This is a genomic window from Gemmatimonadota bacterium (assembly GCA_016713785.1).
In the GTDB taxonomy this organism is placed as follows: Bacteria; Gemmatimonadota; Gemmatimonadetes; order Gemmatimonadales; family GWC2-71-9; genus JADJOM01.
Map to the genome: position 1 here is coordinate 479,205 of JADJOM010000002.1, position 23,780 is coordinate 502,984.

At 72.8% G+C, this 23,780-nt stretch carries 19 protein-coding genes and 2 pseudogenes; 11 read left to right on the forward strand and 10 right to left on the reverse strand.

Annotation, left to right across the window (positions count from 1 at the left end; all coding sequences use genetic code 11):
* Window positions 1–95 precede the first annotated feature (95 nt).
* The 3 genes from IPJ95_06535 to IPJ95_06545 all read left to right on the forward strand — a co-directional run bounded on the left by IPJ95_06535 (window position 96) and on the right by IPJ95_06545 (window position 1,356).
* Window positions 96–413, forward strand: coding sequence for a hypothetical protein (locus IPJ95_06535; protein MBK7923279.1), 318 nt, complete (start codon window positions 96–98; stop codon window positions 411–413).
* 73 nt (window positions 414–486) lie between these two features.
* On the forward strand, window positions 487–675 hold the full coding sequence (locus tag IPJ95_06540) for a hypothetical protein (protein MBK7923280.1): 189 nt from the start codon (window positions 487–489) through the stop codon (window positions 673–675).
* A 213-nt stretch (window positions 676–888) separates the two neighbouring features.
* Window positions 889–1,356: a YaiI/YqxD family protein gene (locus tag IPJ95_06545; GenBank protein MBK7923281.1), complete on the forward strand. Its 468-nt coding sequence runs from the start codon at window positions 889–891 to the stop codon at window positions 1,354–1,356.
* A 3-nt stretch (window positions 1,357–1,359) separates the two neighbouring features.
* Here IPJ95_06545 and IPJ95_06550 read toward each other — a convergent pair whose 3' ends face one another.
* A complete protein-coding gene (locus IPJ95_06550; GenBank protein ID MBK7923282.1) occupies window positions 1,360–1,899 on the reverse strand; it encodes a methylated-DNA--[protein]-cysteine S-methyltransferase in 540 nt (179 codons plus the stop codon).
* Window positions 1,900–2,039: 140 nt separating this feature from the next.
* Here IPJ95_06550 and IPJ95_06555 point away from each other — a divergent pair, with 140 nt between their 5' ends.
* From IPJ95_06555 to IPJ95_06565, 3 genes are all read left to right on the forward strand, one after another.
* Window positions 2,040–3,008: a ParB N-terminal domain-containing protein gene (locus tag IPJ95_06555; GenBank protein ID MBK7923283.1), complete on the forward strand. Its 969-nt coding sequence runs from the start codon at window positions 2,040–2,042 to the stop codon at window positions 3,006–3,008.
* A 66-nt stretch (window positions 3,009–3,074) separates the two neighbouring features.
* Complete coding sequence (locus tag IPJ95_06560) at window positions 3,075–3,407, forward strand: PadR family transcriptional regulator (GenBank protein ID MBK7923284.1); 333 nt, start codon at window positions 3,075–3,077, stop codon at window positions 3,405–3,407.
* Window positions 3,408–3,410: 3 nt separating this feature from the next.
* Window positions 3,411–6,116, forward strand: coding sequence for an ABC transporter permease (locus IPJ95_06565; GenBank protein ID MBK7923285.1), 2,706 nt, complete (start codon window positions 3,411–3,413; stop codon window positions 6,114–6,116).
* A 9-nt stretch (window positions 6,117–6,125) separates the two neighbouring features.
* Here IPJ95_06565 and IPJ95_06570 read toward each other — a convergent pair whose 3' ends face one another.
* The 3 genes from IPJ95_06570 to IPJ95_06580 all read right to left on the reverse strand — a co-directional run bounded on the left by IPJ95_06570 (window position 6,126) and on the right by IPJ95_06580 (window position 10,184).
* Window positions 6,126–6,575: a nuclear transport factor 2 family protein gene (locus IPJ95_06570; protein MBK7923286.1), complete on the reverse strand. Its 450-nt coding sequence runs from the start codon at window positions 6,573–6,575 to the stop codon at window positions 6,126–6,128.
* Between the two features lie 163 nt (window positions 6,576–6,738).
* The gene (locus tag IPJ95_06575; GenBank protein ID MBK7923287.1) at window positions 6,739–8,733 is read right to left on the reverse strand and encodes a PKD domain-containing protein; all 1,995 of its coding nucleotides are present in this window, start codon (window positions 8,731–8,733) and stop codon (window positions 6,739–6,741) included.
* A 56-nt stretch (window positions 8,734–8,789) separates the two neighbouring features.
* Complete coding sequence (locus IPJ95_06580; protein MBK7923288.1) at window positions 8,790–10,184, reverse strand: hypothetical protein; 1,395 nt, start codon at window positions 10,182–10,184, stop codon at window positions 8,790–8,792.
* 408 nt (window positions 10,185–10,592) lie between these two features.
* Here IPJ95_06580 and galE point away from each other — a divergent pair, with 408 nt between their 5' ends.
* Window positions 10,593–11,609 carry a UDP-glucose 4-epimerase GalE gene (galE, locus tag IPJ95_06585; GenBank protein ID MBK7923289.1) on the forward strand — a complete coding sequence of 339 codons (1,017 nt, stop codon included), beginning with the start codon at window positions 10,593–10,595 and terminating at the stop codon, window positions 11,607–11,609.
* Between the two features lie 15 nt (window positions 11,610–11,624).
* On the opposite strand, the gene IPJ95_06590 is transcribed toward galE, so the two are convergent.
* The 6 genes and pseudogenes from IPJ95_06590 to IPJ95_06615 form a co-directional block, all read right to left on the reverse strand.
* The gene (locus tag IPJ95_06590; GenBank protein ID MBK7923290.1) at window positions 11,625–13,541 is read right to left on the reverse strand and encodes a hypothetical protein; all 1,917 of its coding nucleotides are present in this window, start codon (window positions 13,539–13,541) and stop codon (window positions 11,625–11,627) included.
* A 39-nt stretch (window positions 13,542–13,580) separates the two neighbouring features.
* Window positions 13,581–14,660: a beta-mannanase gene (locus tag IPJ95_06595; GenBank protein MBK7923291.1), complete on the reverse strand. Its 1,080-nt coding sequence runs from the start codon at window positions 14,658–14,660 to the stop codon at window positions 13,581–13,583.
* A gap of 68 nt (window positions 14,661–14,728) precedes the next feature.
* Complete coding sequence (locus IPJ95_06600) at window positions 14,729–16,969, reverse strand: S9 family peptidase (GenBank protein MBK7923292.1); 2,241 nt, start codon at window positions 16,967–16,969, stop codon at window positions 14,729–14,731.
* A gap of 110 nt (window positions 16,970–17,079) precedes the next feature.
* The gene (locus IPJ95_06605; GenBank protein ID MBK7923293.1) at window positions 17,080–17,403 is read right to left on the reverse strand and encodes a DUF2442 domain-containing protein; all 324 of its coding nucleotides are present in this window, start codon (window positions 17,401–17,403) and stop codon (window positions 17,080–17,082) included.
* Between the two features lie 146 nt (window positions 17,404–17,549).
* Window positions 17,550–19,068 (reverse strand): annotated as a pseudogene (locus IPJ95_06610) (adenosylhomocysteinase).
* Between the two features lie 53 nt (window positions 19,069–19,121).
* A complete protein-coding gene (locus IPJ95_06615; protein ID MBK7923294.1) occupies window positions 19,122–20,057 on the reverse strand; it encodes a metalloregulator ArsR/SmtB family transcription factor in 936 nt (311 codons plus the stop codon).
* Window positions 20,058–20,221: 164 nt separating this feature from the next.
* On the opposite strand from IPJ95_06615, the gene IPJ95_06620 reads away from it, so the two are divergent.
* From IPJ95_06620 to IPJ95_06635, 4 genes and pseudogenes are all read left to right on the forward strand, one after another.
* Window positions 20,222–21,178 carry an SPFH domain-containing protein gene (locus IPJ95_06620; protein ID MBK7923295.1) on the forward strand — a complete coding sequence of 319 codons (957 nt, stop codon included), beginning with the start codon at window positions 20,222–20,224 and terminating at the stop codon, window positions 21,176–21,178.
* A pseudogene (locus tag IPJ95_06625) lies at window positions 21,175–22,114 on the forward strand (NAD(+)/NADH kinase). Before IPJ95_06620 ends, IPJ95_06625 begins: the two are co-directional and overlap by 4 nt.
* Entirely contained in the window at window positions 22,111–22,779 is a 669-nt protein-coding gene (locus IPJ95_06630; protein MBK7923296.1) for an NUDIX hydrolase, read from the forward strand. Before IPJ95_06625 ends, IPJ95_06630 begins: the two are co-directional and overlap by 4 nt.
* The gene (locus tag IPJ95_06635) at window positions 22,779–23,777 is read left to right on the forward strand and encodes an MBL fold metallo-hydrolase (GenBank protein ID MBK7923297.1); all 999 of its coding nucleotides are present in this window, start codon (window positions 22,779–22,781) and stop codon (window positions 23,775–23,777) included. Before IPJ95_06630 ends, IPJ95_06635 begins: the two co-directional genes overlap by 1 nt.
* The last annotated feature ends 3 nt before the right edge of the window (window positions 23,778–23,780 follow it).

Sequence of the window (23,780 nt, forward strand, 5' to 3'; positions counted from 1 at the left end):
GGGACGACAGGTTATCTTTCCTGCCGTCCCCCGCTGTTGCTGGCGCACCCTCTCCGGCGCCATCTCCGGCTCGCCGTCCCCGAACCGGAGCAGCCATGCCCGCCTTCAAGCCTGACCAGCGCCATCTCGAGGTGCGTGGCCGGACTTTTCACTTCGTGTCGTACGAGGGCCGGCCCGCCAACGCCCACCGGGGGGAGGAAGAGCAGCCCCCGATGTGGTACATGATGGTGGCCGGGCGCCGCTTCGCCATGTTCCCCTGTGATCCCGCCCAGGATTCGGCGGCCATCGACCAGGCGCTTACCCGCTGGGCGGAGCAGCACGCCATGGGCACCGCGGCCGTTCCCGAGGCGGTCACGCCCTCCGCCAAGCCCGTCAGCTCCAAGCATCGCCGCACCTGGTGGGGCCCGAACTAGCCGGGCCCCGCCGCGCCGCACCCGCATCCGGCCGTTTCACTCCCCCGCGTCGGGGGCCACAGCAAGGACCTCAGTGCCCAGACGGAATTTCGGTTTCGAGAAGCGCCAGAAGGAGATCGCCAAGAAGGAAAAGAAGCAGCTCAAGCTGCAGAAGCGCCTGGAGCGGTCGCAGGCGCCTGACGGCTCCGACCTGCCCGACGGGGAGCTGCCCATGGACGACGGGGCGGCGGACGAGACCCCCGGCACCGACTCCACCGACTGACCCACCCGATCCCCCACCCCGCCGGGGTGGGGGATCCGCAGCCGGCCGGTCGCATGCCCAGTGCACCCCGCCCCCGCGTGCCCCACCCGGCCGACCGTCCCCATCCTACGCCGGCATCCCCGGCCCGCCCCGCCCCGACGATGCCCACCCACCCGCCCGAGCGCCGATGAGCAGGGACCGATCGTACCACGTTGCCACCCTCGTCGCCGCCGGATGACGATCTGGATCGATGCCGACGCCGCGCCGCGCGAGGTCAAGGAGCTCGTCTTCCGTGCGGCGAAGCGCCTGGCGGTGCCCGCGGTGCTGGTGGCCAACCAGCGGCTGCAGCTCCCGCCGGGCAACCCGCAGGTGACGGCGGTGTGGGTGGATGGCGGCGCTGACGTGGCCGACCAGTACATCGCCGACCACGCCCTGGTCGGGGACCTGGTCGTCACCCAGGATATCCCCCTCGCGGCGCTCCTGGTGCCGCGCGGCATCCCGGTGCTCGATCCGCGCGGCGAGGAACACACCATGGAGACCATCGGCGAGCGGCTGTCGGTGCGGAACTTCATGGAGCAGGCGCGGACGGCGGGGATGGTCACCGGCGGTCCCGCGCCGTATGACGCCCGGGCGCGCCAGGCCTTCGCCGCCGCGCTCGACCGGGTGCTGACCCGGCTGCTCCGGGCCCGGCCGCCGGGCTGAGGCTCAGTCGCCGAACAGCGAGAGGGCGTCGCTCAGCCGCGCGCCCTCGATGCCAAGCAGCCGGCGCTTGAGCACCGCGCCGCCGTGGGCGGAGAAGCCCACCATGGCGTTGCCGGCGCCGAGCACCCGGTGGCAGGGCACCACGAGCGGCCAGGGGTTGTGGCCGAGGGCCTGGCCCACCGCGCGCGCCGAGCCCGGCGCGCCCAGCCGGGTGGCGATCTCGCCGTAGGTCAGCGTCTGGCCCGGCGCGATGCCTCGCGTCACTTCGTAGACCCGCTGGTGGAAGTGCGGCACGCCCTCCGGGTCGAGCGGGATCCACGAGAGATCGCGCCGGTCCCCGGCGAGGAGCGCGCAGAGGTCCGCGATGGCCTGGGCCATCTCCGCGGTCGGTGCCGCCTCGACCGCGCCCGGCGCCCGCCGCCGCAGCCGGTCCCGGGTGGCGGCCTCCGCGGCTTCGGGGAGCTGCACCGCGACCAGTCCGCGCGCATTCCACGCCAGGCCCGCGCGGCCGATGGCGGTCTCGAACAGGGTGTAGTGGGTCATGCCCTCTACATAGCGTGGCGCGCCCCGCTTCTCAACGGTCCTGAAACCGGCCCATGGCCGGGCGCGGCGCCGACCCCCAGATTCCGGACGGTTTCCCGTTTCCCGTTTCCCGTTTCCCGTTTCCCGTTTCCCCGACCCCCATGGCCGACGCCCCGAAGAAGAAGACCACCCGCAAGCGGGTGAAGACGATCGAGCCCCGCGGGCTCACCGCCCGGCAGGTGGCCGGCGGAGAGCCGCCCAAGGCGGTCCAGGCGCTGGCGGAGCACATCGCCGAAGACGGTGGCACCGTCCTCGGCGCATACCGCGAGCCCCTCGGCGGGCAGTGGCAGGTGCTCGCCGCGCTGCCCATCGAGATCCTCGAGCCCACCCCGTACCAGCGGGACCGCTCCGAGACCCACGTCGCCCGCCTCGCCGACGCCATGGACCGGCTGGGCCGCTTCATGGACCCGGTGATCGCCGTGCGCAGCGCCCCGGGGAAGTACTGGACCCCGAACGGCAACCACCGTCTCGGGGCCATGCTCGCGCTGGGCGCCCGCGCCCTGGTGGCGCTGGTGGTGCCCGAGCCCGAGGTGGCGCACCGCATCCTCGTGCTCAACTGCGAGAAGGCCCACAACGTCCGCGAGCGCGCCCTCGAGGTGATCCGCCTGGCGGAGGCGCTGGCCCAGCTCGACGACCGCGCCGAGAAGAGCTACGAGACCGAGTTCGAGGAACCCTCGCTGCTCACCCTGGGCTGCTGCTACCAGCAGAACGGCCGCTTCTCGGGCGGCGCCTACCATCCCGTGCTCAAGCGCTGCGAGGCGTTCCTGGGCAGCAGGCTCTCCCACGCCCTCGCCACCCGGCGGGCCCGGGCGGAGCGGCTGCTGGAGCTCGACGCCGCGGTGGTCGAGGCGGTGCAGGGGCTCAAGGCGCGCGGCTTCGAGAGCCCTTACCTCAAGGCGTTTGTGCTGGCGCGGCTCAACCCGCTCCGCTTCACGCTCAAGCGCGGCCAGAAGGCCGACTTCGACGAGACCATCGCCAGGATGCTGGCCGGCGCACGGAAGTTCGACGCGGGCAAGGTGAAGGCCGACCAGGTGGCCCGGGCCGGCGGGGCCCCGGAGGGGGCCGACTAGCGTTCTCCCCTTGCGCTTCTACAGGAGTGGCCCTAACGTCTCCTGTAGAAGCCCGAGAGGAGACCGATGTCCGACGACCGCCTGGAGCTGCCCCAGGGCACGCTCGACCTGCTGATCCTCAAGGCCCTGTCGCTGGGAGCCCAGCATGGCTGGGCCATCTCCGAGCGCCTGCACCAGGTCTCCCGCGCCACCCTCCAGGTGCCGCAGGGGTCGCTGTATCCCGCGCTGCACCGGCTGGAACGGCGGGGCTGGATCGCCGCCCACTGGGACGCTTCCGACAACAATCGCCGCGCCAAGTACTACGAACTCACCCGCGACGGCCGCCGCCAGCTCAAGGTGGAGGCCGCCGAGTGGCGACGCCTCACCGTGGCGGTGGACCTCGTGCTGGGGATGGGCTGACCGGTGTGGGCCCGGCTGTGGAGCGAAGCGCGCTATCGCGCCCGCGCGGTCTTCCGCCGCGAGGCGCTGGAGCGGGAGCTCGACGAGGAGCTGCGCTTCCACCTGGAGCAGGAGGCGGCCCGCCACCGCGCCGCGGGGCTTCCCGCGGCCGAGGCCATGCGCCAGGCCCGGCTGGCCTTCGGGGGCCTGGAGGTGGTCAAGGAGCAGACCCGCGACGGCCGCGGCGTCCGCTGGCTGGACCGGGCGGGCCAGGACCTCCGCTACGCCGTGCGCGCGCTCCGGCGCACCCCCGGCTTCACCGTCGCGGTGATCGCCACGCTGGGGCTCGGCGTCGGGATCAACGCGGCGATGTTCGGCATCGTGGACCGGCTGCTCTTCCGCGCGCCACCCCTGCTGCGCGACCCTGCCCGGGTACACCGGGTCTACCTCCAGTGGCACAACCGGAACGGGCTGGCCACCGGCGCGATGATGGGGTACGCCAGCTACCTCGACTTCCGGCGCGCCACCACCCAGTTCGATGCCCTGGCGGGATACAGCGTGCGGTCCCTCCCGGTCGGCTCCGGTCCGGCGAGCGCGGAGCTGCCGGTCGGCGTGATCTCGGCAACGCTCTTCGACTTCTTCGACGCCGCGCCGGTGCTCGGGCGGTTCTTCACCGCGGCGGAGGATACGGTGCCGCTCGGTGCCCAGGTGGCGGTGCTGAGCCATGGCTTCTGGCAGGCCCGCTACGGGGGGCGCCCGGACGCGCTCGGGCAGGTGCTGCGGGTCGGGACCGCCGCGTACACGATCATCGGTGTCGCCCCGCGGGGCTTCGAGGGGATCAGCGACGAGGGCCCGCCCGCCCTCTTCATCCCGATCACCGCCTACGCGGGCGTCTTTCGCGCCGGGCCCAACGTGGCCAACTACTACACCCGCTACAATTGGAGCTGGATGCAGCTGGTGGTGCGCCGGAAGCCCGGCGTCACCCGGGCCGCGGCGGAGGCGGACCTGAGCCGGGCCCAGCGGCAGAGCTATGAGGCCCAGCGGGCCATCAGCCCCGGGATGACCGCCCCGGAGATCGCCCGGCCGGCGGCACTCGCGGGCCCGGTGCAGGCCGAGCGGGGCCCCAACCAGAGCACCGTGACCCGGGTGGCCACCTGGGTGAGCGGGGTGGCGCTGATCGTGCTCCTCATCGCCTGCGCCAACGTGGCCAACCTCATGCTCGCGCGCGCAGTCCGCCGCCGCCGCGAGATCGCGGTACGGCTCGCGCTCGGCGTGAGCCGCGGCCGGTTGTTCGGGCAGCTGCTCACCGAGAGCCTGCTCCTCGCCGGCGCCGGCGCGGTGGTCGGCCTGCTGCTGGCCCGCACCGGCGGGGCCCTCCTGCGCGCGCTGTTCCTGCCCGCGAACGTCGCGGCGGGGACCCTCGCCGATCCGCGCACCGCGGCGTTCGTCCTGGCCGTCGCGGCACTCGCCGGCGGCCTGACCGGGCTGGCGCCCCTGCTCCAGGCCCGTCGCACCGACCTGGTCGAGGCGCTCAAGTCCGGCGCCCGGGACGGCGGCTACCGGCGCTCCCGCCTCCGCACCGGCCTGCTGGCGCTCCAGGCTGCCCTGTCCGTGGTGCTGCTGGTCGGCGCCGCGCTGTTCGTGCAGAGCCTCCGCAACGTCCGCGCGCTCCGCCTCGGGTACGACGTCGATCCGGTGGTGTACATCTACCCTGAGCAGCGCGGGGCCCGGCTCGCCGACGCCGAGGCCGCGGCGCTGCGGTTGCGGCTGCTCGAGTCCGCCCGCGCGGTGCCCGGGGTCGAGTCGGCCGCGCTGGGCCTGACGGTGCCGTTCTGGGATACCTGGAACGACAACCTCTTCGTGGCGGGGATCGACTCGGTGGAGCGGCTGGGGAGCTTCACCATCCAGGCCGGCTCGCCGGAGTTCTTCGCCACCCTCGGCACCCGCATCCTCCGGGGCCGCGGGTTCACCGCGGAGGACCGCGCCGGGGCGCCGCTCGTGGCGGTGGTGAGCCAGGCGATGGCCGGCACGCTCTGGCCCGGCCGCGAGGCCCTCGGGGAGTGCTTCCGGATCGGCGCGGACACGGTCCCCTGCACCACCGTCGTGGGCATTGCCGAGGACATCCACCAGAACAGCGTCACCACCGACCGGGGCCTGAGCTACTACCTCCCGATCGCGCAGTTCCACCCCGAGGCGGCGGTCATCTTTGCCCGGGGGCGGGGGCAGGGCCGCGAGGTGCGGGAGGTGCTCCGCCAGACCCTGCAGCCCGAGATGCCCGGCGAGGGCTACGTCAACGTGACCCCGCTGCGCGACATCGTGGATCCCGAGCTCCGCTCCTGGCAGCTCGGGGCCACGATGTTCGTGGCCCTCGGCGGACTGGCACTGGTGCTCGCGGCGGTCGGCCTCTACGGGGTGATGGCCTACGACGTGGCCCAGCGCGCCCACGAGCTCGGGGTGCGGATGGCGCTCGGCGCGCGGGCGCCGGACGTGGTACGGATGGTGGTGGGTGACGGGATGCGGATCGCCTTCGCCGGGGTGGCGGTGGGGAGCCTCATCGCCCTCTGGTCGGGGCGGTGGCTGGCGCCGCTCCTGTTCGAGCAGTCCCCCGCCGATCCCGTGGTGTTCGGCGTCGTCGCCGGGGTCCTGCTGCTGGTGGCGGCCCTGGCCACCGCCATCCCGGCGCTGCGCGCCACGCGGGTCAGCCCCACCGTGGCGCTCCGCACGGAGTAGCGCGCCCGCTCAGCTCGAGTGGTCGTGGATGATCCGCCACCCCGCCGCGGTGTGCTCCCAGATGGTGGTGAAGCGGCAGGTGTAGTCGGGCTTGCCACCGCCGGTGAGGATGCACTGGCCGGTCAGCATGGCATGGTCGCGGCCCAGCATGGTGACCACCAGGTGGTCGAAGGCGAGCTGCTGCGCCGGCTGGCCGCCGGCCCAGAACCCCCGCTCCAGCAGTCCCCGGATCACCGCGCGGCCCACGATCGGGCCGTTCTTCCCCATCATCGCCGCCGAGTCGGTGTAGAGCGCCACGTGGCTGTCGAGGTCGCCGCGGTTCCAGGCCGCGGCCGACGCGTCCATGGCCCGCAGCAGCTCGGTGCGTGGCCCCGCGGGCGGTGGCGCGCTGGCGGGAGCGGCGCCGTGGCAGGCGGCCAGGGACAGGGCCAGGAGGAGCGTGGAGGCCAGGCGACGCATGCGATCTCCGGATGGGGGAACGGGCGGGAACGGGAGCCCGGCCTGTACGGCACCCGGACGGGGCGGGTTTCCCGCGTTCCAGCCTTCACCATGACCGGGCGGGAAACGACTCGCCGCCGGCCCTCTCGCGAGGGCCGGCGGCGAGGACGCGGGTCCGGGCGCGTCAGGGAACGGTGACGGTCTGCGTGGTGCTGTGGGTGGCCCCGCCGTTGTCGGTCACGGTGAGCGTGAGCGCCAGGGTCCGCGCCGACGGGAAGGTGCGGCTGAACGACGCCGCGGTGGCGACGGTGGTGCCGTTGGCGAGCTTCCAGCTGTAGCCCGTGATGGTGCCGTCGGGGTCGGTCGAGCCGGTCCCGTTGAAGGTGCAGGCGTGCGCCGTGGTGCAGCTCCAGGTGAAGCTGGCCACCGGCGGCTGGTTGGTGCCGCCGCCCGTGACCGTCACGGTCTTCGTGACGCTGCTGGTGGCGCCATTGTTGTCCGTCACGGTCAGCGTCAGCGCAAAGGTGCGCGCCGACGGGAAGGTGCGGCTGAACGAGGCCGCGGTGGAGACGGTGGTGCCGGAGGACATCTTCCAGGTGTAGCCGGTGATGGTGCCATCCGGGTCGGTCGAGCCGGTCCCGTTGAAGCTGCAGGCAAGCCCGGTGCAGCTCCAGGTGAAGCTGGCCACCGGCGGCTGGTTGGTCGGGGGCGTGACGCTCGGGATGACCGACTTGGCCAGCGCGCCACGGGTCTTGTCGAAGGTCCGCCCGCCGAGGGTGACCTTCTCGACCAGGAACTCGATGGAGCCCACGCCACAGGGGCCGCGATCGCTGAAGCTCACCACCCCGGCGGCATTGGTGGTGCCGGTGACGGCGTGGCTGGTCCAGTAATCGTCCATGAAGCGGCCGTTTACCACCGCGCTGGCCAGGGGGGCGCCGTTCTCGTCGGTGACCGTCACCGACGCGCTGGCCTGGTTGTACATGCTGCCGCCCTGGAAGCAGGAGCCGGGATTGCCCGGGTCCTGCACGAACTGCGCGGTGAGCGTGGCCGTGGCCAGGAGGCAACTGGCGCCGCACGGGGAGGCCGGGGTGAGCCGCACCAGCCGCGGGCTGGTCCCGAAGTACACCGAGGCGAGCATCTGGCCGCTCGCGTTGAGCGGGCCGCCGCCGCCGACGCCCCGGGCGCCGTACGCCGGGGAGATCAGGCCGAGGATGCCCTGCGCCAGGCCGGTGGGGCCGCCGGCCACGACGCCGGTGCTGCTCACGGTGCCGGTGATGTCGAGCGCGTCGTTGATGCCGCCGACGCCATAGCCGGTCAGGTGGCCGGTGGGGATGCCCGAGAGCTGCTGCCACGCGCCGCCGCGCGGCAGGCGGTACAGGTAGACCAGGTTCTGGCTGCCGCTGGTGATCAGGAACCGGGCCTGGTCGCCGTTGTCATTGATGGCCGAGGCGCCGCGGCTGGCGCCGAAGAAGCCGGCCGGGGGCGCGGGGAGCGGCGTGAAGCTGGCGGGATTGCCCAGCTGGTACCAGCCGGTCGCGGTGCTCACCGCGCCGCCGGGGCTCATCCCCTCGGGGATGTCGTTCGGGTAGCCCTGGGTGGCCAGGTTGACCATCCCGGTCGACGCCGACCACAGGTAGGGCGCGGCCGCGGTGGGAATCGCGCCGCCGGTGGAGGACCAGCCCACCACGCGGCCCTGCTCGTCGATGCCGGCGGTGGTGGTGGTGGACATCCCCGGGAGGGCGCCCAGGTCCTGCACGGTGTAGCCGGCCCCGCTCGGCGTCCACACCGCCGCGCGGGTGTTCACGCCGGGAATGCCGGCCACGCCCGCGATCACCCCCTGGTTGTTGATCGAGCCGGGGTAGATGCCCGACAGCCCGGGCACCGCCGGCAGCACGATCCGGGTCCCGCCCCGCCAGGCCACCGTCTCCTGGGGCGGCAGGCAGAAGGGCCCGCAGCCGGTGTCGAGGTACGAGGTGCCGATGACGTCGCCGGCGTTGTTCATGTCCGCCCCGGTGGCGGCGGTGGCGATGAACTCGACGGCGTACATGCCGGCCACGGCCGAGGCGCGGACGGCCTCCGGGGCGCCGATCGTGGGCTCCAGCCGATCCGCGTCGCAGCCGGCGGTCAGCAGGGCGGCGGCCAGCAGCGCGCCGCGGAGGAGTGTGGAACGGTGGGTCATGACAACTCCTGGCTCAGGGGATGCCGGCGCGCCTTCCGTGCCGCGCCGGCGGAGGGTCAGCGCACTCGGATGGTGAGGGTGTTGGAGGTGGCCGTCGCGCCCCGCGCGTCGGTCACCCGCGCCCGCACGGTGAAGGTGCCGGCCCGGGTGTAGGTACGGGTGACGGCCACGCTTCCGGCGGTGGCAAGGCTGCCGGTGGTGGTGCCGGTGCCCCAGGAAACGGTGTAGGGCCACGGACCGTCCCCGGCGTCGGGGTCCGCCAGCGTCAGGGTGATCCGGGCGGCCTGACCTACGCGGATGCTGGTCGGGCCGGCGGCGGCCAGCGTCACGGCGGGCGGGGTGTTCGGGCCGCCACCGACGGGCGCCACCGTCCACATCACCGCGTGCACCCCCTGACCCGCGGGGAAGTACGCCTCGCCGACCACGGCGCCCTGGTTGTTGATGCCGCGCGCCACCGAGGCGTTCACCGCCGCGTTCGGCCAGGGGTCGAGGGGGATGTGCTGGCCCTGCTTCCACAGCGCCCCGGTGGTGCCCACCGTCCCGACCACGTCGCCGCTGTCGTTGATCTCGCTGACCACGCTGGCCAGCCGGGCGGGCATCGGGAGCGCGCTCACCACCCCGTGCTTCCAGACCACCGGGGTGCCGCCGTTGCTGAGGCCCGCCACGTCGCCCCGCGTGTTGATCGACCGCCCCACCGACTGCAGGAACGGGCCCGGCAGGTCGGGCAGCACGGTGAAGGTCCCGTTGGTCCACACGAAGGCGTACTGCCGGGCGCCGGTGCCGCCGGCGGTGCCGGTGCCCGTGACCTGCCCGGCGTCATTGATGTCGTACGCCATCGAGTAGTTGCCGCCGGGGATCACGCCGATGTCCTGGAACAGGAGCCCGTTCCGCCAGATGCCGGCATGCTGGTAGGCCGGGACCGTCCCGCCCCCGCCGGTGCCGCCCCCCGCCACGTCGCCGGCGGCGTTGAGGCCGTTGGCGGCCGCGCCCGAGGCGGTGGTGCCCGGCAGCGGCTGCAGCTTGACGGCCGTGCCGTTGTCCCAGAACACGCCGTAGGCAATCGTCGAGTTCTGCCTGGCGAATCCCACCAGCTGGCGGCGTTCGTTGAGCTGGGTGGCGGTGGTGACCGCCGAGCCCGGCTGCGGCAGGGTGTCGACGATGACCCCGTTCTGCCAGATCACCCGGCGGTTGACGCCACTCGCGTCACTGGCGAGGCCGACCACCTCGCCGAGGTTGTTGATGTCGTACGCCGAGGAGAAGGTGCCGCCGGGCAGCATGCCCAGGTCGGTGATCGTGACCTGCCAGTTCCCCACGACGCGGGTGACCGAGTTGGCCGTGCCCGCCAGCTCGGCGCTGGTGGGCGCGAGGGCCGCGGGCGCCGAGCCATCGGCGCAGGCGACAAGGGCAAGGAGGCCGGCGGCGCCGAGCCAGGGGGAGATCCGACAATGCATGGTGCTGCTCCAGGAGGTGAAGTCGATCGGGGTCGGGCGCGTGCATCCGACGGGGTGCCGGGTGGGGCCACAAACTACCAGCATATTGATGTGCGATTGATGAACGTGCCGTGAGTACGTCAGCCGCTCGCCCGGCGGCCTCATGCAGCGCCACGCAACACCCGCAGCGAAACGGGACGGACCCATGGCGCGGGCCCGGAGGCCACGCCGGTGGTCGGCGTGGCGTGCCCCGGAAGCGCAGCATCCGGGCCGCGGCGCGCCCGGCAGGTGGTGGGGAGCTAAGTCGTGCGGTGGGAGGCGATTGCGCGGGGAAGGCGGGGCTCCGGGCCCGTGCGGCCTGTCGCGCAACGGTACAGGCTGGAATGTTGTAGATTGTCGGCGTTCATCTTCCTCCTGCGGAGCACCCGGATGCACATCCTCGTGACCGGCGGCGCCGGTTTCATCGGCAGCCACACCACGGTCGAACTGCTCAAGGCCGGCCACGACGTGGTCCTGCTCGACAACTTCAGCAACAGCAAGCCCGAGGCGCTCCGCCGCACCGAGGAGCTGGCGGGCCGGCCCTTCACCTTCCACCAGGTGGACCTGCTCGACGCCCCGGCCGTCGACGAGGTCTTCCGCCGCCACCCGGTCGACGCGGTGATCCACTTCGCCGCCTTCAAGGCCGTCGGCGAGTCCGTGGCCCAGCCGCTTAAGTACTACCACAACAACGTGAGCGGGACGATCGTGCTGTGTGAGGCGATGGTGCGGCACGGCGTGAAGACGATGGTCTTCTCCTCCTCCGCCACCGTCTACGGCGACCCCGCCGAGGTGCCCGTCACCGAGGAGATGCCGCTCTCCGCCGTGAATCCGTACGGCAACACCAAGCTCATCATGGAGCAGGTGTTCCGGGACCTCTACCGCGCCGACCCCAGCTGGAACATCGCGCTGCTGCGGTACTTCAACCCGGTCGGCGCCCACCCCAGCGGCCGCATCGGCGAGGACCCCAACGGGATCCCCAACAATCTCTTTCCCTACATCACGCAGGTGGCGGTGGGGAAGCTGGCGGAGCTCCGGGTCTTCGGCGGCGACTACCCGACGCCCGACGGCACCGGGGTGCGCGACTACATCCACGTCGTGGACCTGGCCCGCGGCCACCTGCAGGCGCTCGAGGCGCTCAAGGGCCGGACCGGCTGCGTGGCGTACAACCTCGGCACCGGGCGCGGCCACAGCGTGCTCGAGGCCATCGAGGCCTTCAAGCGCGCCAGCGGCCGGCCCATCCCCTACCGCATCGTGGAGCGCCGCCCCGGCGACGCCGCCACCAGCTTCTGCGACCCGTCCAAGGCGCTGCGTGAGCTGGGCTGGAAGACGACCCTCGACCTCGACGACATCTGCCGCGACGCCTGGCGCTGGCAGTCGCAGAACCCCGCCGGCTTCCCCGAGGGCTGACCCCGGCTCGCGGGCCTACTCCCGCGGCCGCCACAGGAACCGGCGCGGCTCCCGGCGGAAGGCCTCCCGCAGCGCGGTGGCGAGCCGGCGGCGGTCGTCGGCGCTCAGGTCGCGGGCGCGGGCCGCAGTGCGCAGCGCCAGGGCAAACGACACCCCGAGGTTGCACGCGGCGATCAGCAGGATCGCGAGCCCGCCCCACGCCACGTCGGCCCAGTGGAAGGCCGCCGTCCCGTAGAGCGACACCGCCGCGAGCGTCAGCGACGCCGCCTGCAGCGTCACGTGCCGCACCTCGAGCGGGATCCCCATGAACCGCGCGAACAGCACCGGCACGAAGCCCAGCAGCAGCCCCAGCGCCAGGTAGCCGACGATGCCGCTCAGGTGCTGCGCCGCCAGCCGCCCGAGCCGCGCCGCGCCGCCGGGGCCGAGGGCGGCCCGGAGCCCATGGTGCGCCGCCAGCGCCTCGGGGAGGCCGCGGTACGCGCTCCAGTTCGCGGCCCACCCCGCCGCGAGGCTCGCCAGCCACAGGAACCCGCCGGTGAGGATCGCGAAGGGAATGGTGAAGGACAGGAACGGGTGCACGCCGTGCACCGAGTGCAGGGCGGTCTCCTCCGCGAGGACCGGCCCGCCGGTGAGCCAGCCGATCACGATCGCCACCAGCGCGGAGGCGGGGATGGTGGCAAAGACATTCCCGATCGTCGCCGCCACCTGCGAGCGGGTGATGCCCGCCACCAGGTCCACCTGGCGCTCCACGTCCTCCCGCGTGCCCAGCGCCGCCGCGAGCGCCGCGCCCGTCATCGCCGGCTGCTTCGAGGCCAGCGTGAAGTACGCGAACTGCATCACGATGAAGCTGGCGCTGTAGTTGAGCGCCGCCGCCAGCCCCTGCACCAGGGGCGCCAGCGGGGCCGCGGCCACCACGTACTTGAGCATCGCGGTGAGCGCGGTGATCGCCCCGCCGCCGGCCGCCGAACGCCCGGTGGCGTCCCACTCGGCCACGTCCCGCGCCACGTAGTGCTCGCCGGTCTCGGCGGTGTGCTCGGTGACCTTGAGCGCCAGCCGCTTGAGCGTCTGGTGCGCCAGGGAGCGCACCCCGCGCTGCCGGAAGCTGCCGCGCGCCAGCTCGTGGGCCAGCAGCCGGCCCTCCGCGTGGCCGGTGAGCACCAGCGTGAGCTCCTCCAGCCGGGCCAGCAGCGCCTCGAGCAGCTCCAGCCGGAACAGCACGTCGGTCGACACGCCCCGGACCTCGAGCGTCCGGTGGGCCGCGGCCAGGGCGGCCCCGCACGCGGCGCGCGTCTCCTCGAGGGCGGCGGCCGCCGCGGTCCCGGGCGCGGCCACCAGCGCATCGACCTGCGTCGGCAGCCGGAGGAAGGGGGACGCGCCATCCGCGGCGTCCGCATCCAGGCTCAGCAGCTCGCGGGTGAGCCCCAGCGCCGCCGCGCGATAGGCCAGCAGCCGCGCCGCATCACCGATCGCGGCATCCGGGATGGCCACCAGCGCGGCCCACGGCGCCACCAGGTCCGGCGGCAGCGACTCGAGCCACGCCGCGTCCTCCTCCCCGAGCCCCAGCCGGCTCAGCAGCACGAAGAGGTCGTCCGCGGGCTCCAGGCGCGGCACCAGGCGGTCCACCAGCCGCTCGAAGGTCTCCTTGATCAGCGTGCCATGCACCGGCAGCCCGGTCTCCGCCAGCAGCCGCACCGCGGAGCGATGGGACCACACCTCGCGCAGCTTGGCGCGCACCCGCTCCGCCCGCGGGTGTCCGTCGAGGGTCTCGGCAAGCAGTTGCAGTCGGCGGGTGCGCGGGACCTCGTTCCCCGTCGGCCGGGGCGAGGCCTCGAGCAGCCAGCGCAGCAGCGCCTCGAGGGTGGTGGTGCCCGGGTCGGCCAGGAAGGCGTCGAGCAGCCGGAGGGCGGCCTGGTTGGGCGGAAGGGGCGGCATGCCGGGCAACTTAGCCGCCCCGGGCGCGCCGGGAAGCTGCTACGGGTACTGCCCCTTGAGGGCGGGCGCCGCCGTGAGCCGCGCGGTGAACACCGCGGCCAGCGGCGCGTTGTCCTGCACCCGCATGTTGGTGTCGTGCGCGGGATCGTCGTCGTTGGGCCAGCCCTCGTTCCACCACGAGAACCCGATCACTGCCGGCCACCGCCCGCCGAGCAGGTCGGCCAGGGCGCTGTCGGCCCAGGCGGCCTGGCTGCCGAGCGGGTTGTCCCGGGTCACGCCGAACTCCGCCACGATCACCGGCTTGGCCGGCGCCAGCGCCACCAGGCGCGCGTAGGTCGCGTCCATGCCGTCGCGGAAGCGCGGCCACTCGCCGTCCTGCGGGGTCTGCGCGCCGTAGACGCTGACTGCGAGCCAGGTGACGTACGCATCGCCGGGGTAGTACGCCTCGAACCGGTTCCACGCCGCGGCGGGATAGTCGCCATCGTTCACGTGGAACACCCACCCCACGTTGCGGGCCCCCTCCTCCCGCGCCAGGTCGATGATGTGCCGATACGCGTCGCGGAACCGCTCCGGGCCATCCGGCGCCGTGGGGTCGCCGTAGCCGGTGAGGGTGCCGCCGCCGAACCACTTCCCGTTCCAGCCGAACCACTCGCCGTTCATCTCGGTGCCGTACTCGGCCAGGATGGGCGTGCCAGCCGTGCGCGCCGCGCGGGCCCAGCGGCGGAGGTCCGCGTCGAAGTCGCCCGCGATGATCCGGTCGGGGGTGAACAGCGGCTCGGCCAGGTCCTGCTCCGTGCTGCTCCGCAGCATCAGGCGGATGTACGGGACCTTGCCCTGACCCGCGATCCACGCCACCTCCGCCCCGGGAAAGGCGCGACCCTCGCCCCACTCGTGCGAGAAGTACACCCACGCCGCCGGCAGGCCCGCCGCCCCTTCGTACTCGGCCAGGCGCGCGGGGGTGATGGTGTTCTCCAGCCCGCTGGTGTCGCCGGGAAAGACGCCGTGGTAGCGGGCGCCGGCGGCGGGCGCGGGGAAGGAGTCGGCGGGTGGGAGGGGCGGCGTCTCACGGGTCGAGTCACAGGCGACCACGCAGGCGCACAGCAGCAGGAGGTGTCGCATGCGCCCCAATGTGGCACCGGTGGCGGGGGGCGCCGGGTGACGCCCCTCACCCCGGGCCCGGGCGGGGCTCAGCGCCCGCCCGCCGGCAGGTACTTCACCAGGTACTCCGTCAGGCGGCTGAACAGGTGCAGCGTCGTCCCCTCGCCCTCGAAGATGCCGTGAGTGCGGTTGGGGTAGGAGAGCAGCTTGAACTGCTTGTTGGCCGCCACCAGCGCGTTGATCAGCCGTTCGGTGCCCTGGTAGTGCACGTTGTCGTCGCCGGTCCCGTGCACCACCAGCAGGTTGCCGCGCAGCCGGTCGGCGAAGGTCACCGGCGAGGACAGGCGGTAGTCCTCCGCGTTGGGGCCCGGCAGCCCCATGTACCGCTCCTGGTAGATCGTGTCGTAGAGGTGGACGTCGGGCACGGGCGCCACCGACATGCCGGTGCGGTACACCTCCGGGAAGCGGAACAGCAGGTTGAGCGTCATCGACCCGCCGCCGCTCCAGCCCCAGACCCCGAGCCGGGTGCTGTCCACCCACGGCCAGCGCCCGATGGCGCGCGCCGCCCCCGCCTGGTCCTCCGAGGCGTAGACCCCGATCTTCCGGTAGATCGCCTTGCGCCAGTCGCGCCCGCGCAGCGACGGGGTGCCGCGGTTGTCCATCGTGATCACCGCGTAGCCCATCTGGGTGAGCATGAGGTGCCAGGGGTCCATCGCGTTCCAGCGGTCCACCGCCGTCTGCGCCGCCGGCTCGCCGTAGACCATGAAGAGCACCGGGTACTGCTTCGTCGAGTCGAAGTCCGCCGGGTACATCACCAGCGCGTCGAGCCACACGCCATTGCCGGCGTCCACCCGGGTAAAGCGGGCCGGGCCCCGGCGCAGCAGCCCCATCCGGTGCCGCAGCTCGGCGTTGTCGGCCAGGGTGCGGATCAGCGCGTGGCCGGGGAGCCGCACCAGCTCGGTGCGGGGCGGCGTGTCGATGTTGGAGAAGGTGTGGATGGCGTACTTCGCGCCCGGCGCCAGGTTGTAGCCGTGGGTGCCGAACTGGCCCATCGGCGAGAGCCGCTCCTGGGTGCCGCGGCCGTCGAGGGGGGAGCGGTAGAGGTAGCGCTGGGTCGGGTTCTCCGGGCTCGCGGTGTAGTAGATCCACCCGCCCTTGACGTCCACCTGCACCACGTCGGCGATGTCGAACGCCCCGGGCGTGAGCAGCGTCTGCCGGGTGCCATCACGGCTGATGGTCCAGGCGTGCCGCCAGCCATCCCGCTCGCTGATCCACACGAAGCGCGCCCCGCCGTCCAGCCAGTCCCAGTCATCCACCACGTCCACCCAGGCGCTGTCCCGGTCCGTGAACACCGGCCGGCTCCGCCCCGTCTTCCGGTCGGCCAGGAAGACCGTGAGCGTGTTCTGCAGCCGGTTGAGGTGCTGGAAGGCGATCTCGTCCGAGGTCCCCGCCCACTCCATCCGCGCCACGTAGATGTCGCGCGGGCTGCCCGGCACCTGGATCCAGCGGGTGGGACCGCCCGCGGCCGGCACCACGCCGATGCGCACCGCGGAGTTGGTGCTGCCCGCCTTGGGGTACTGCACCGGCACGGTGAAGGAGTAGAGGCTGTCGGTGGTGTTGAGCAGCAGGAAGTCGCGCACCCCGGACGCGTCGAGCTGCCAGTAGGCGATCGCCTGCCCGTCGGGACTCCAGCGGAAGCCGTCGCGGGCGCTGAACTCCTCCTCGTACACCCAGTCGAAGGTGCCGTTGATGAGCGTCCGTGAGCCATCCCGGGTGAGGGGGATGATCCGGCCGTCGCTCACCCGCTCCACGTACAGGTTGTTCTCCCGCACGTACGCCACCCGGTCGCCCTGCGGGGCGAACTTGGCGAACATCAGCGTCTGCGGCTTCGCCGCCTCGCCGCCCAGCTTCCGGAGCTGGCCGCTGTCGAGGTCGAGCACCCAGTAGTCGCCGCGGGTGTTGAGCCGCCAGACCCGCGCCGTATTGGTGAACAGCAGCACCTTCCGGCCGTCGTCCGAGAACCGGTAGCTCGCCGCCCGGAGCGGCACCGAATCGCCCGCGGGCACCAGCTGCTCGCTGCGCACCAGCACCGTCTTCTCGCCGGTCTCCGGGTTCACCCGCACCAGGTCCGGCCCCTTGGTGCCCGGGCGGCGGTCCGACGAGAAGTAGGCCTCGCCGTCGGGGGTCCACCGGGTGGGCGGCGCAAACTGGCCGGAGAAGAACGGCGACTCGAACACCCGTTCCAGGGTGATGGTCGAGGAGTCCGGCGCCTGGGCCGCCAGCGGCAGCGGGGCGAGGACCAGGAGGACGGGCAGCAGCCGGCGCAGCATGGGCATGGAGAGATCGGGAAGCGGGGGACAGGACCGGGCCGTGGGCCCTCAACGAAACCGCCCGACCGGACGCCTGTCCAGTCGGGCGGGTTTCGCGGGGCGGGCGGCGCTCAGGCCATGGCCAGCCGGAGCGGCGGGGGCGGACCGTCCCCGGCGGCGGGTGGCCGGCGCCGGGCGCCCGCCACCAGCCGGAGCACCAGCACCTCGCCCAGGGCGGGCCAGACCACCCCGGTGCCTGCCCCGAAGCGGCGCCATTCCGCGCGTTCCCCCACGCTGGCGTCGGCCAATGGAGCGGACCAGGCCGTCGGCACCCGCAGCCGCCGGCCGTCGCGCAACTCGAGGACGATCCACTCCGGGCCCACCAGCACCGCCCGGAGCCGCGGCCTGCGCCGTGCCCCGTCCTGCCACACCGGACCCACCGAGACCATGAGCATCGGGTGTACGCTACCACCGCCCCGTCAACCACCCGTCAACTCCGGTGCCGGCATGCGGTTAGGCAGGCGGACCCCGGTCCCGGAAGGCAGCACGGGGTGGGCCGCATGGCCCACCCCGTCCGCCCGCCCTCCGGCCCAGGAGCGGCCTAGTAGCGGTAGTGCTCCGGCTTGTACGGTCCCTCGGGCGGCACGCCGATGTACTCGGCCTGGTCCTTCGTCAGCTCGGTCAGCTTCACGCCGAGCTTGCCCAGGTGCAGCCGCGCCACCTTCTCGTCCAGCTTCTTGGGCAGGGTATAGACCTTCTTCTCGCCGTACTTGGTGCCAGAGACCGTCGGCTTGCCCTGCGCCGAGAGGTGCAGGTCGATCTGCGCCACCACCTGGTTGGTGAAGGAGCAGCTCATCACGAAGCTGGGGTGGCCGGTGGCGCAGCCCAGGTTCAGCAGGCGCCCCTCGGCCAGGGATCAGCACGCTGTGGCCGTCGGGGAAGACGTACTCGTCGTACTGCGGCTTGATGTTGATCCGCTCCACGCCTTTCACCTTCTTGAGGCCGGCCATGTCGATCTCATTGTCGAAGTGGCCGATGTTCCCGACGATCGCCTTGTCCTTCATCCGCGCCATGTGGGCCGCGGTGATGATCTCCTTGTTGCCCGTCGCGGTCACGAAGATGTCCGCGGTCTCCACCACCGCGTCCAGCGTGGTCACCTGGTAGCCCTCCATGGCGGCCTGCAGCGCGCAGATCGGGTCGATCTCGGTGATCACCACCCGCGCGCCCTGCCCCTTGAGCGCCTGGGCGCAGCCCTTGCCCACGTCGCCGTAGCCGCAGACCACCGCCACCTTGCCCGCCAGCATCACGTCGCTGGCCCGCAGGATGCCGTCGGTCAGCGAGTGCCGGCAACCGTACAGGTTGTCGAACTTGGACTTGGTCACCGAGTCGTTGACGTTGATCGCCGGGAACAGCAGCGTCCCCGCCTTCATCATCTCGTACAGCCGGTGCACGCCGGTGGTGGTCTCCTCGGAGACGCCCCGGAGCCCCGCCGCCACCGTGCTCCAGCGCTTCGGGGTGGCCTTGATGGTGCTCCGCAGCAGGTCGAGGATCACACCCCACTCCTCCGGCTCGCTCGCGGCGTTGAACGCCGGCACCTTCCCGGCCTTCTCGTACTCGGCCCCCCGGTGCACCAGCAGCGTGGCGTCCCCGCCGTCATCCAGCAGCAGGGTGGGCCCGCCGCCATCCGGCCACAGCAGCGCCTGGTCGGTGCACCACCAGTACTCGGGCAGGGTCTCCCCCTTCCACGCGTACACCGGGATGCCCTGCGGATCGGCCACCGTGCCCTGCTTCCCCACCACCACGGCCGCGGCGGCGTGGTCCTGGGTGGAGAAGATGTTGCAGCTCACCCAGCGTACGTCCGCGCCGAGCTCCGCGAGGGTCTCGATCAGCACCGCCGTCTGCACCGTCATGTGCAGGCTGCCCATGATCCGTGCCCCGGCCAGCGGCTGGGACCCGGCGTATTCCTTCCGCAGCGCCATCAGGCCCGGCATTTCGTACTCCGCCAGCCGGATCTCGTTGCGCCCGAACTCGGCCAGCGAGAGGTCCTTCACCTTGAACGGCTCCCGGCCCGCCTCGCGGGCGGCCTGGAAGGGATGCAGCTGCGCGACACTCGTGGCCATGCTCGGTTCCTTTCGTTGCCTGCCTGATGGTGGGACGCGGTCCCGCCGCGCCCCTACGCCTTGCTGCCGACCGCCGTGAAGACCATCGGACCCCGCGCGCCCGGATCGAGCGGCACGGGGCGATAACACCGGAGGGTGAGACCCGCCTGCGCCAGCCACTCCGCCAGCTGCCCCTCGCCCACCCCCTGCCACAGGTGGCCTAGCGTCTGCCGGTACTCCGCCCGCTCATGGGGCATCAGGTCCGTGAGCAGCAGCCGCCCGCCGCTCCGGAGCGCCCGCGCCGCCTCGCGCAGCGCCAGCGCCGGCTCGGCCAGGTAGGGCAGGACCATCACCATGCACGCCACGTCCGCGGTGCCGTCCGCGATGGGGAGCGTCTCGAGGTCGCCCCGGCGGATCTCCACGTTGGGCAGCTCGCCCAGCCGGGCCCGGGCCGCGCGCAGCATCGCCGCCGAGCCATCCACCGCGATCACCTGCCGGACGAAGGGCGCCACCGCCTGGGTCAGGTGCCCGGTGCCGCAGCCCAGGTCGGCCACCACGGAGGCCGGGTCGAGCAGGCCGAGCAGCGGCAGCAGCTCGGTGCGGCCGCCGAAGAGCTCGCTGCGCATTCGGTCCCACTGCCCCGCGGCGGTGGCAAAGAACTCCTCCGACCGCGCCCGCCGCTCCGCCAGCACCCCGCGCAGCCGCTCGGCGTCGCGCAGCGCCGCCGGCGCGGACTCCACCTGGTCCCGCACCAGCTGCCACAGCTTGCGCGCCGCCGGCTCGAGGTCGGTGACCGGCATCCGGTACAGTCGGCTCGCGCCGTCGGCCCGGGAAAGGACCCACCCATCGTCGGCCAGCACCTTGAGGTGCCGGCTCACCGTGCTCTGCGGCAGCTGTAGCGCCTCGCAGAGCTCCGACACCGTCAGCTCGTGCCGCTCCAGGACGAGGAGCAGCCGGTTGCGGGTAGTATCGGCCAAGGCCTGCAGCCGGGTGACGATGGTGGCGCCCACGGAGCTCCTTGAAGCATCCTGTTATCCGGATAATCAAATGTCTCGGCGGTCCCTTGTCAACGTCCGACCCCCCACGGGAGCCCGGGCGGAATCCGCCAGGGTCTTGATTTAGTGTTGCTAAGACACTATTATGGTGTCCCATAAACACTAATTCGGAGGAGACCATGCTCGGGTACCTCAAGGCCGCTCCCACCACCTATGTACTCCACTACAGCGGGGGCCGGCTCCGCCGGGAAGGGCCCGGGCTGGCCTTCGCGTACCTCCTCCCCACCTCCACCATCGTCTCGGTGCCGCTCGCCAGCGCCGACCTGCCCTTCGCCTTCGCGGAGGTCACGGCGGACTTCCAGCAGGTCACCGTCCAGGGCCGGCTCACCTACCGGGTGGCGCGGCCCACGCAGCTGGCCGGGTTGCTGGACTACTCCATCCACCCCAACGGCGCCTACCGGAGCGACGATCCCGAGAAGCTCGGTGAACGGCTGGTGCAGGCGGCCCAGACCTTTGCCCGGGAGCAGCTGGAGGGCGCCTCCCTCCGGGAGGCGCTCGGGGCGGTGGACCGGCTGGGCACCCACGTGCTGGCCGGGCTCCGGACCGCCGACATCGTGGCCAGCCTGGGCGTCGAGATCCTCGACCTGGCCGTGACCTCCATCCGGCCCACGCCGGAGATGGCGCGGGCCCTCGAGGCGGAGGCGCGCGAGGCGCTGCAGCGGGAATCCGACCTCGCCATCTACACCCGCCGCAACGCGGCCGTGGAGCAGGAGCGGCTCATCAAGGAGAACGAGCTGAGCACCGAGAACGCCGTGGTCGAGAAGCAGCGGCAGATCCGCGAGACCCGCATGGCCGCCGACGTGGCGCTGGAGCAGCAGCGGGCCGAACTGATCGAACGCCGCGCCGCGAACGAGCGGAAGGACGCCGACACCAGGGCCTACGCCCTGACCGCCACGCTCGAACCGCTGCGCCAGACCGACTGGCGGACCCTGATGGCGGTGAACGCCAGCAGCGGCGATCCGCGGGCCATGCTCGCCCTGGCGTTCCGGGAGCTGGCGGAGAATGCCGGCAAGATCGGGCAGCTCAACGTGACGCCGGACCTGCTCAGCTCGCTGCTGGGACCGGAGCGCAAGTGAAGGCCGCCGAGCGGCTGGTCATCGTCACCCGCCGCACCCGGCTGGAGGAGCTCCTGGTGCGCTTCAACACCAGGAGCCAGGCCCGCTTCTTCCTGGAGCGCGGCGGGGCAGAGTATGCCGACTACGAGGCCGAGCATGAGACCTACCACCGGAGCCTCGACCAACTGCGCCGAGCCCTCGACCTGGGCCTGCCCCGGCAGTTCATCGACCGGACCCTGGCGCCGTCGTACCTCTTCCAGGCGCCGGACCTGGTGGTGACCGTGGGGCAGGACGGCCTGGTGGCCAACGTAGCCAAGTACGCCACCGGGATCCCGATCGTGGCGGTGAACCCCGACCCCGCCCGCTTCGACGGGGTGCTGCTCCCCTTCAGCACCGCGGAGGCCGGGGCCGTGGTGCAGCGGGCGCTCGCGGGCTCGGCGCCGGTTCGGCGGGTCACCACTGGCGGAGGCGGTCCTGGCCGATGGGCAGCGACTGCTGGCGTTCAACGACCTGTTCGTCGGGGCGCGGAGCCACGTGTCGGCGCGCTACCGGCTGGAGGTGGGCGGGGCCACCGAGCTGCAGTCCTCCAGTGGCATCCTGGTGTCCACGGGGGCGGGCAGCACCGGCTGGATGTCGTCGGTGTTCAACATGGCCGAAGGCGTCGCCTCCTTCACCGGCGGCGCGGCCGGCGCGCCGGTGCGGCTCGCGTGGGAGGATAGCCGGCTGCTGTTTGCGGTGCGGGAGCCGTTCCGCAGCCGCCAGTCGGGGGTGAGCGTGGTCGCGGGCCTGCTGCCGGCGGGCGAGCCGCTGCGGGTGGAGTCGCGGATGCCGGCCGGAGGCGTCATCTTCAGCGACGGCATGGAGAGCGATTGCCTTCCGTTCGACGCCGGCGCCATCGCGGAGATCCGCGCGGCCGCGCGGCACGCGCACCTGGTCACCCGGAACGAGGAGCCATGACCGACGCCAGGTTCACCGTGGACGTGGTGATCTTCACCATCCGGGAGCAGCGGCTCCAGGTGCTGCTGGTCCGCCGGGGGATCCCCCCGTTCCAGGGCGCCTGGGCCATCCCGGGCGGTTTCGTGCTCGACGACGAAGACCTCGAGTCCGCCGCGGCGCGGGAGCTCATGGAGGAAACCGGGGTCCGCGACGTCTACCTGGAGCAGCTCTACACCTTCGGCGATCCTGGCCGCGACCCGCGCGGGCGGGTGGTCACCGTGGCGTACTTCGCCCTGATCCGTTCCGACCAGCAGGTCGCCGCCGGCTCCGACGCCGCCGAGGCGCGCTGGTGGCCCGCCGACGCGCCGCCCCCGCTCGCCTTCGATCACGACCGCATCCTGGCCTACGCCATCGAACGGCTGCGCAACAAGCTCGAGTACACCACGGTGGGCTTCCAGCTGCTGCCGGAGCGCTTCACCCTGGGCGAGCTGCAGGCCGTCTACGAGGCGGTCCTGGGCCGCCCGCTCGACAAGCGGAACTTCCGCCGCAAGCTCGAGCTGCTCGACATCCTGGTGCCCCTCGCCGAACACCGCACCGCCGGCCGCGCGCGCCCCGCGCGGCTCTACCGCTTTGCCGCCGCCCGCTTCGAGAAGCTGCGCGACAAGGGCATCCTCTTCCCCTTCTGATGACGCGCCCGCCCCATCACCGCCCCGGAGGCGGGTACCAGAACCCCTGGCCCGACTCCAACCCCCGCGGCTTCTCGCACCTGGTCCGGTGGTTCTTCGAGCGGAATTTCACCAACCGCCCCGCCCCCGATCCGCCCCGCACCGCCTTCGACGTGGCCGTGCCCGACTTCGGTCGCGCCGCCCCGGGCGGCTTCGCCGTCACCTGGATCGGGCACTCCACTGCGCTGCTGGAACTGGACGGCGTCACGGTGCTCACCGACCCGATCTTCGGCACCTACGCCTCCCCGCTGCCCACAGCCTCGCTCAAGCGCTGGGTGGACCCTCCGGTGTCGGTGGCGGCGCTGCCCCGCGTGGACCTGGTGCTCCTCTCCCACAATCACTACGACCACCTCGACGCGCCCACCGTGCGCGAGCTGGCCGCGCTCCAGCCGCACGCCACCTGGTGCACCCCGCACGGCAACGCCGAACTGCTGCGGACCCTCGGCGTCTCGCGCATCGAGGAGTTCGACTGGTGGGAGGAGCGGGCAGTCGGCGCCGCGCGGGTGGGCTGCACCCCGGCCAAGCACTTCAGCGCCCGTGGGCTGCACGATCGCAGCCGGGCGCTGTGGGGCGGCTTCACGGTGGCGGTGGGGGGGCGGCGGGTCTACTTCGCGGGGGACACCGCCTACCACCCCGAGTTCGGGCGGGTGGGGGAGCGGCTCGGGCCCTTCGACCTCGTGCTGATGCCGGTGGGCGCCTACGAGCCGCGCTGGTTCATGCACGTGGTGCACGTCAATCCCGAGGAGGCGGTGCGCGCGCTCCGCGACCTCTCGGCCGGGAGCGCCACGGTGCCGCTGATGGTGCCGATCCACTGGGGCACCTTCAAGCTCACCGACGAGCCGATGGACGAACCGCCGCGCCGGGCCGCGGAGGCCTGGCGGGAGGCCGGGCTGCCGCCGCACCGGCTCTGCCAGCTGCGCCACGGCGAGACCCGCGTCTTCGCGCCCGGACCCCGCTGAGCC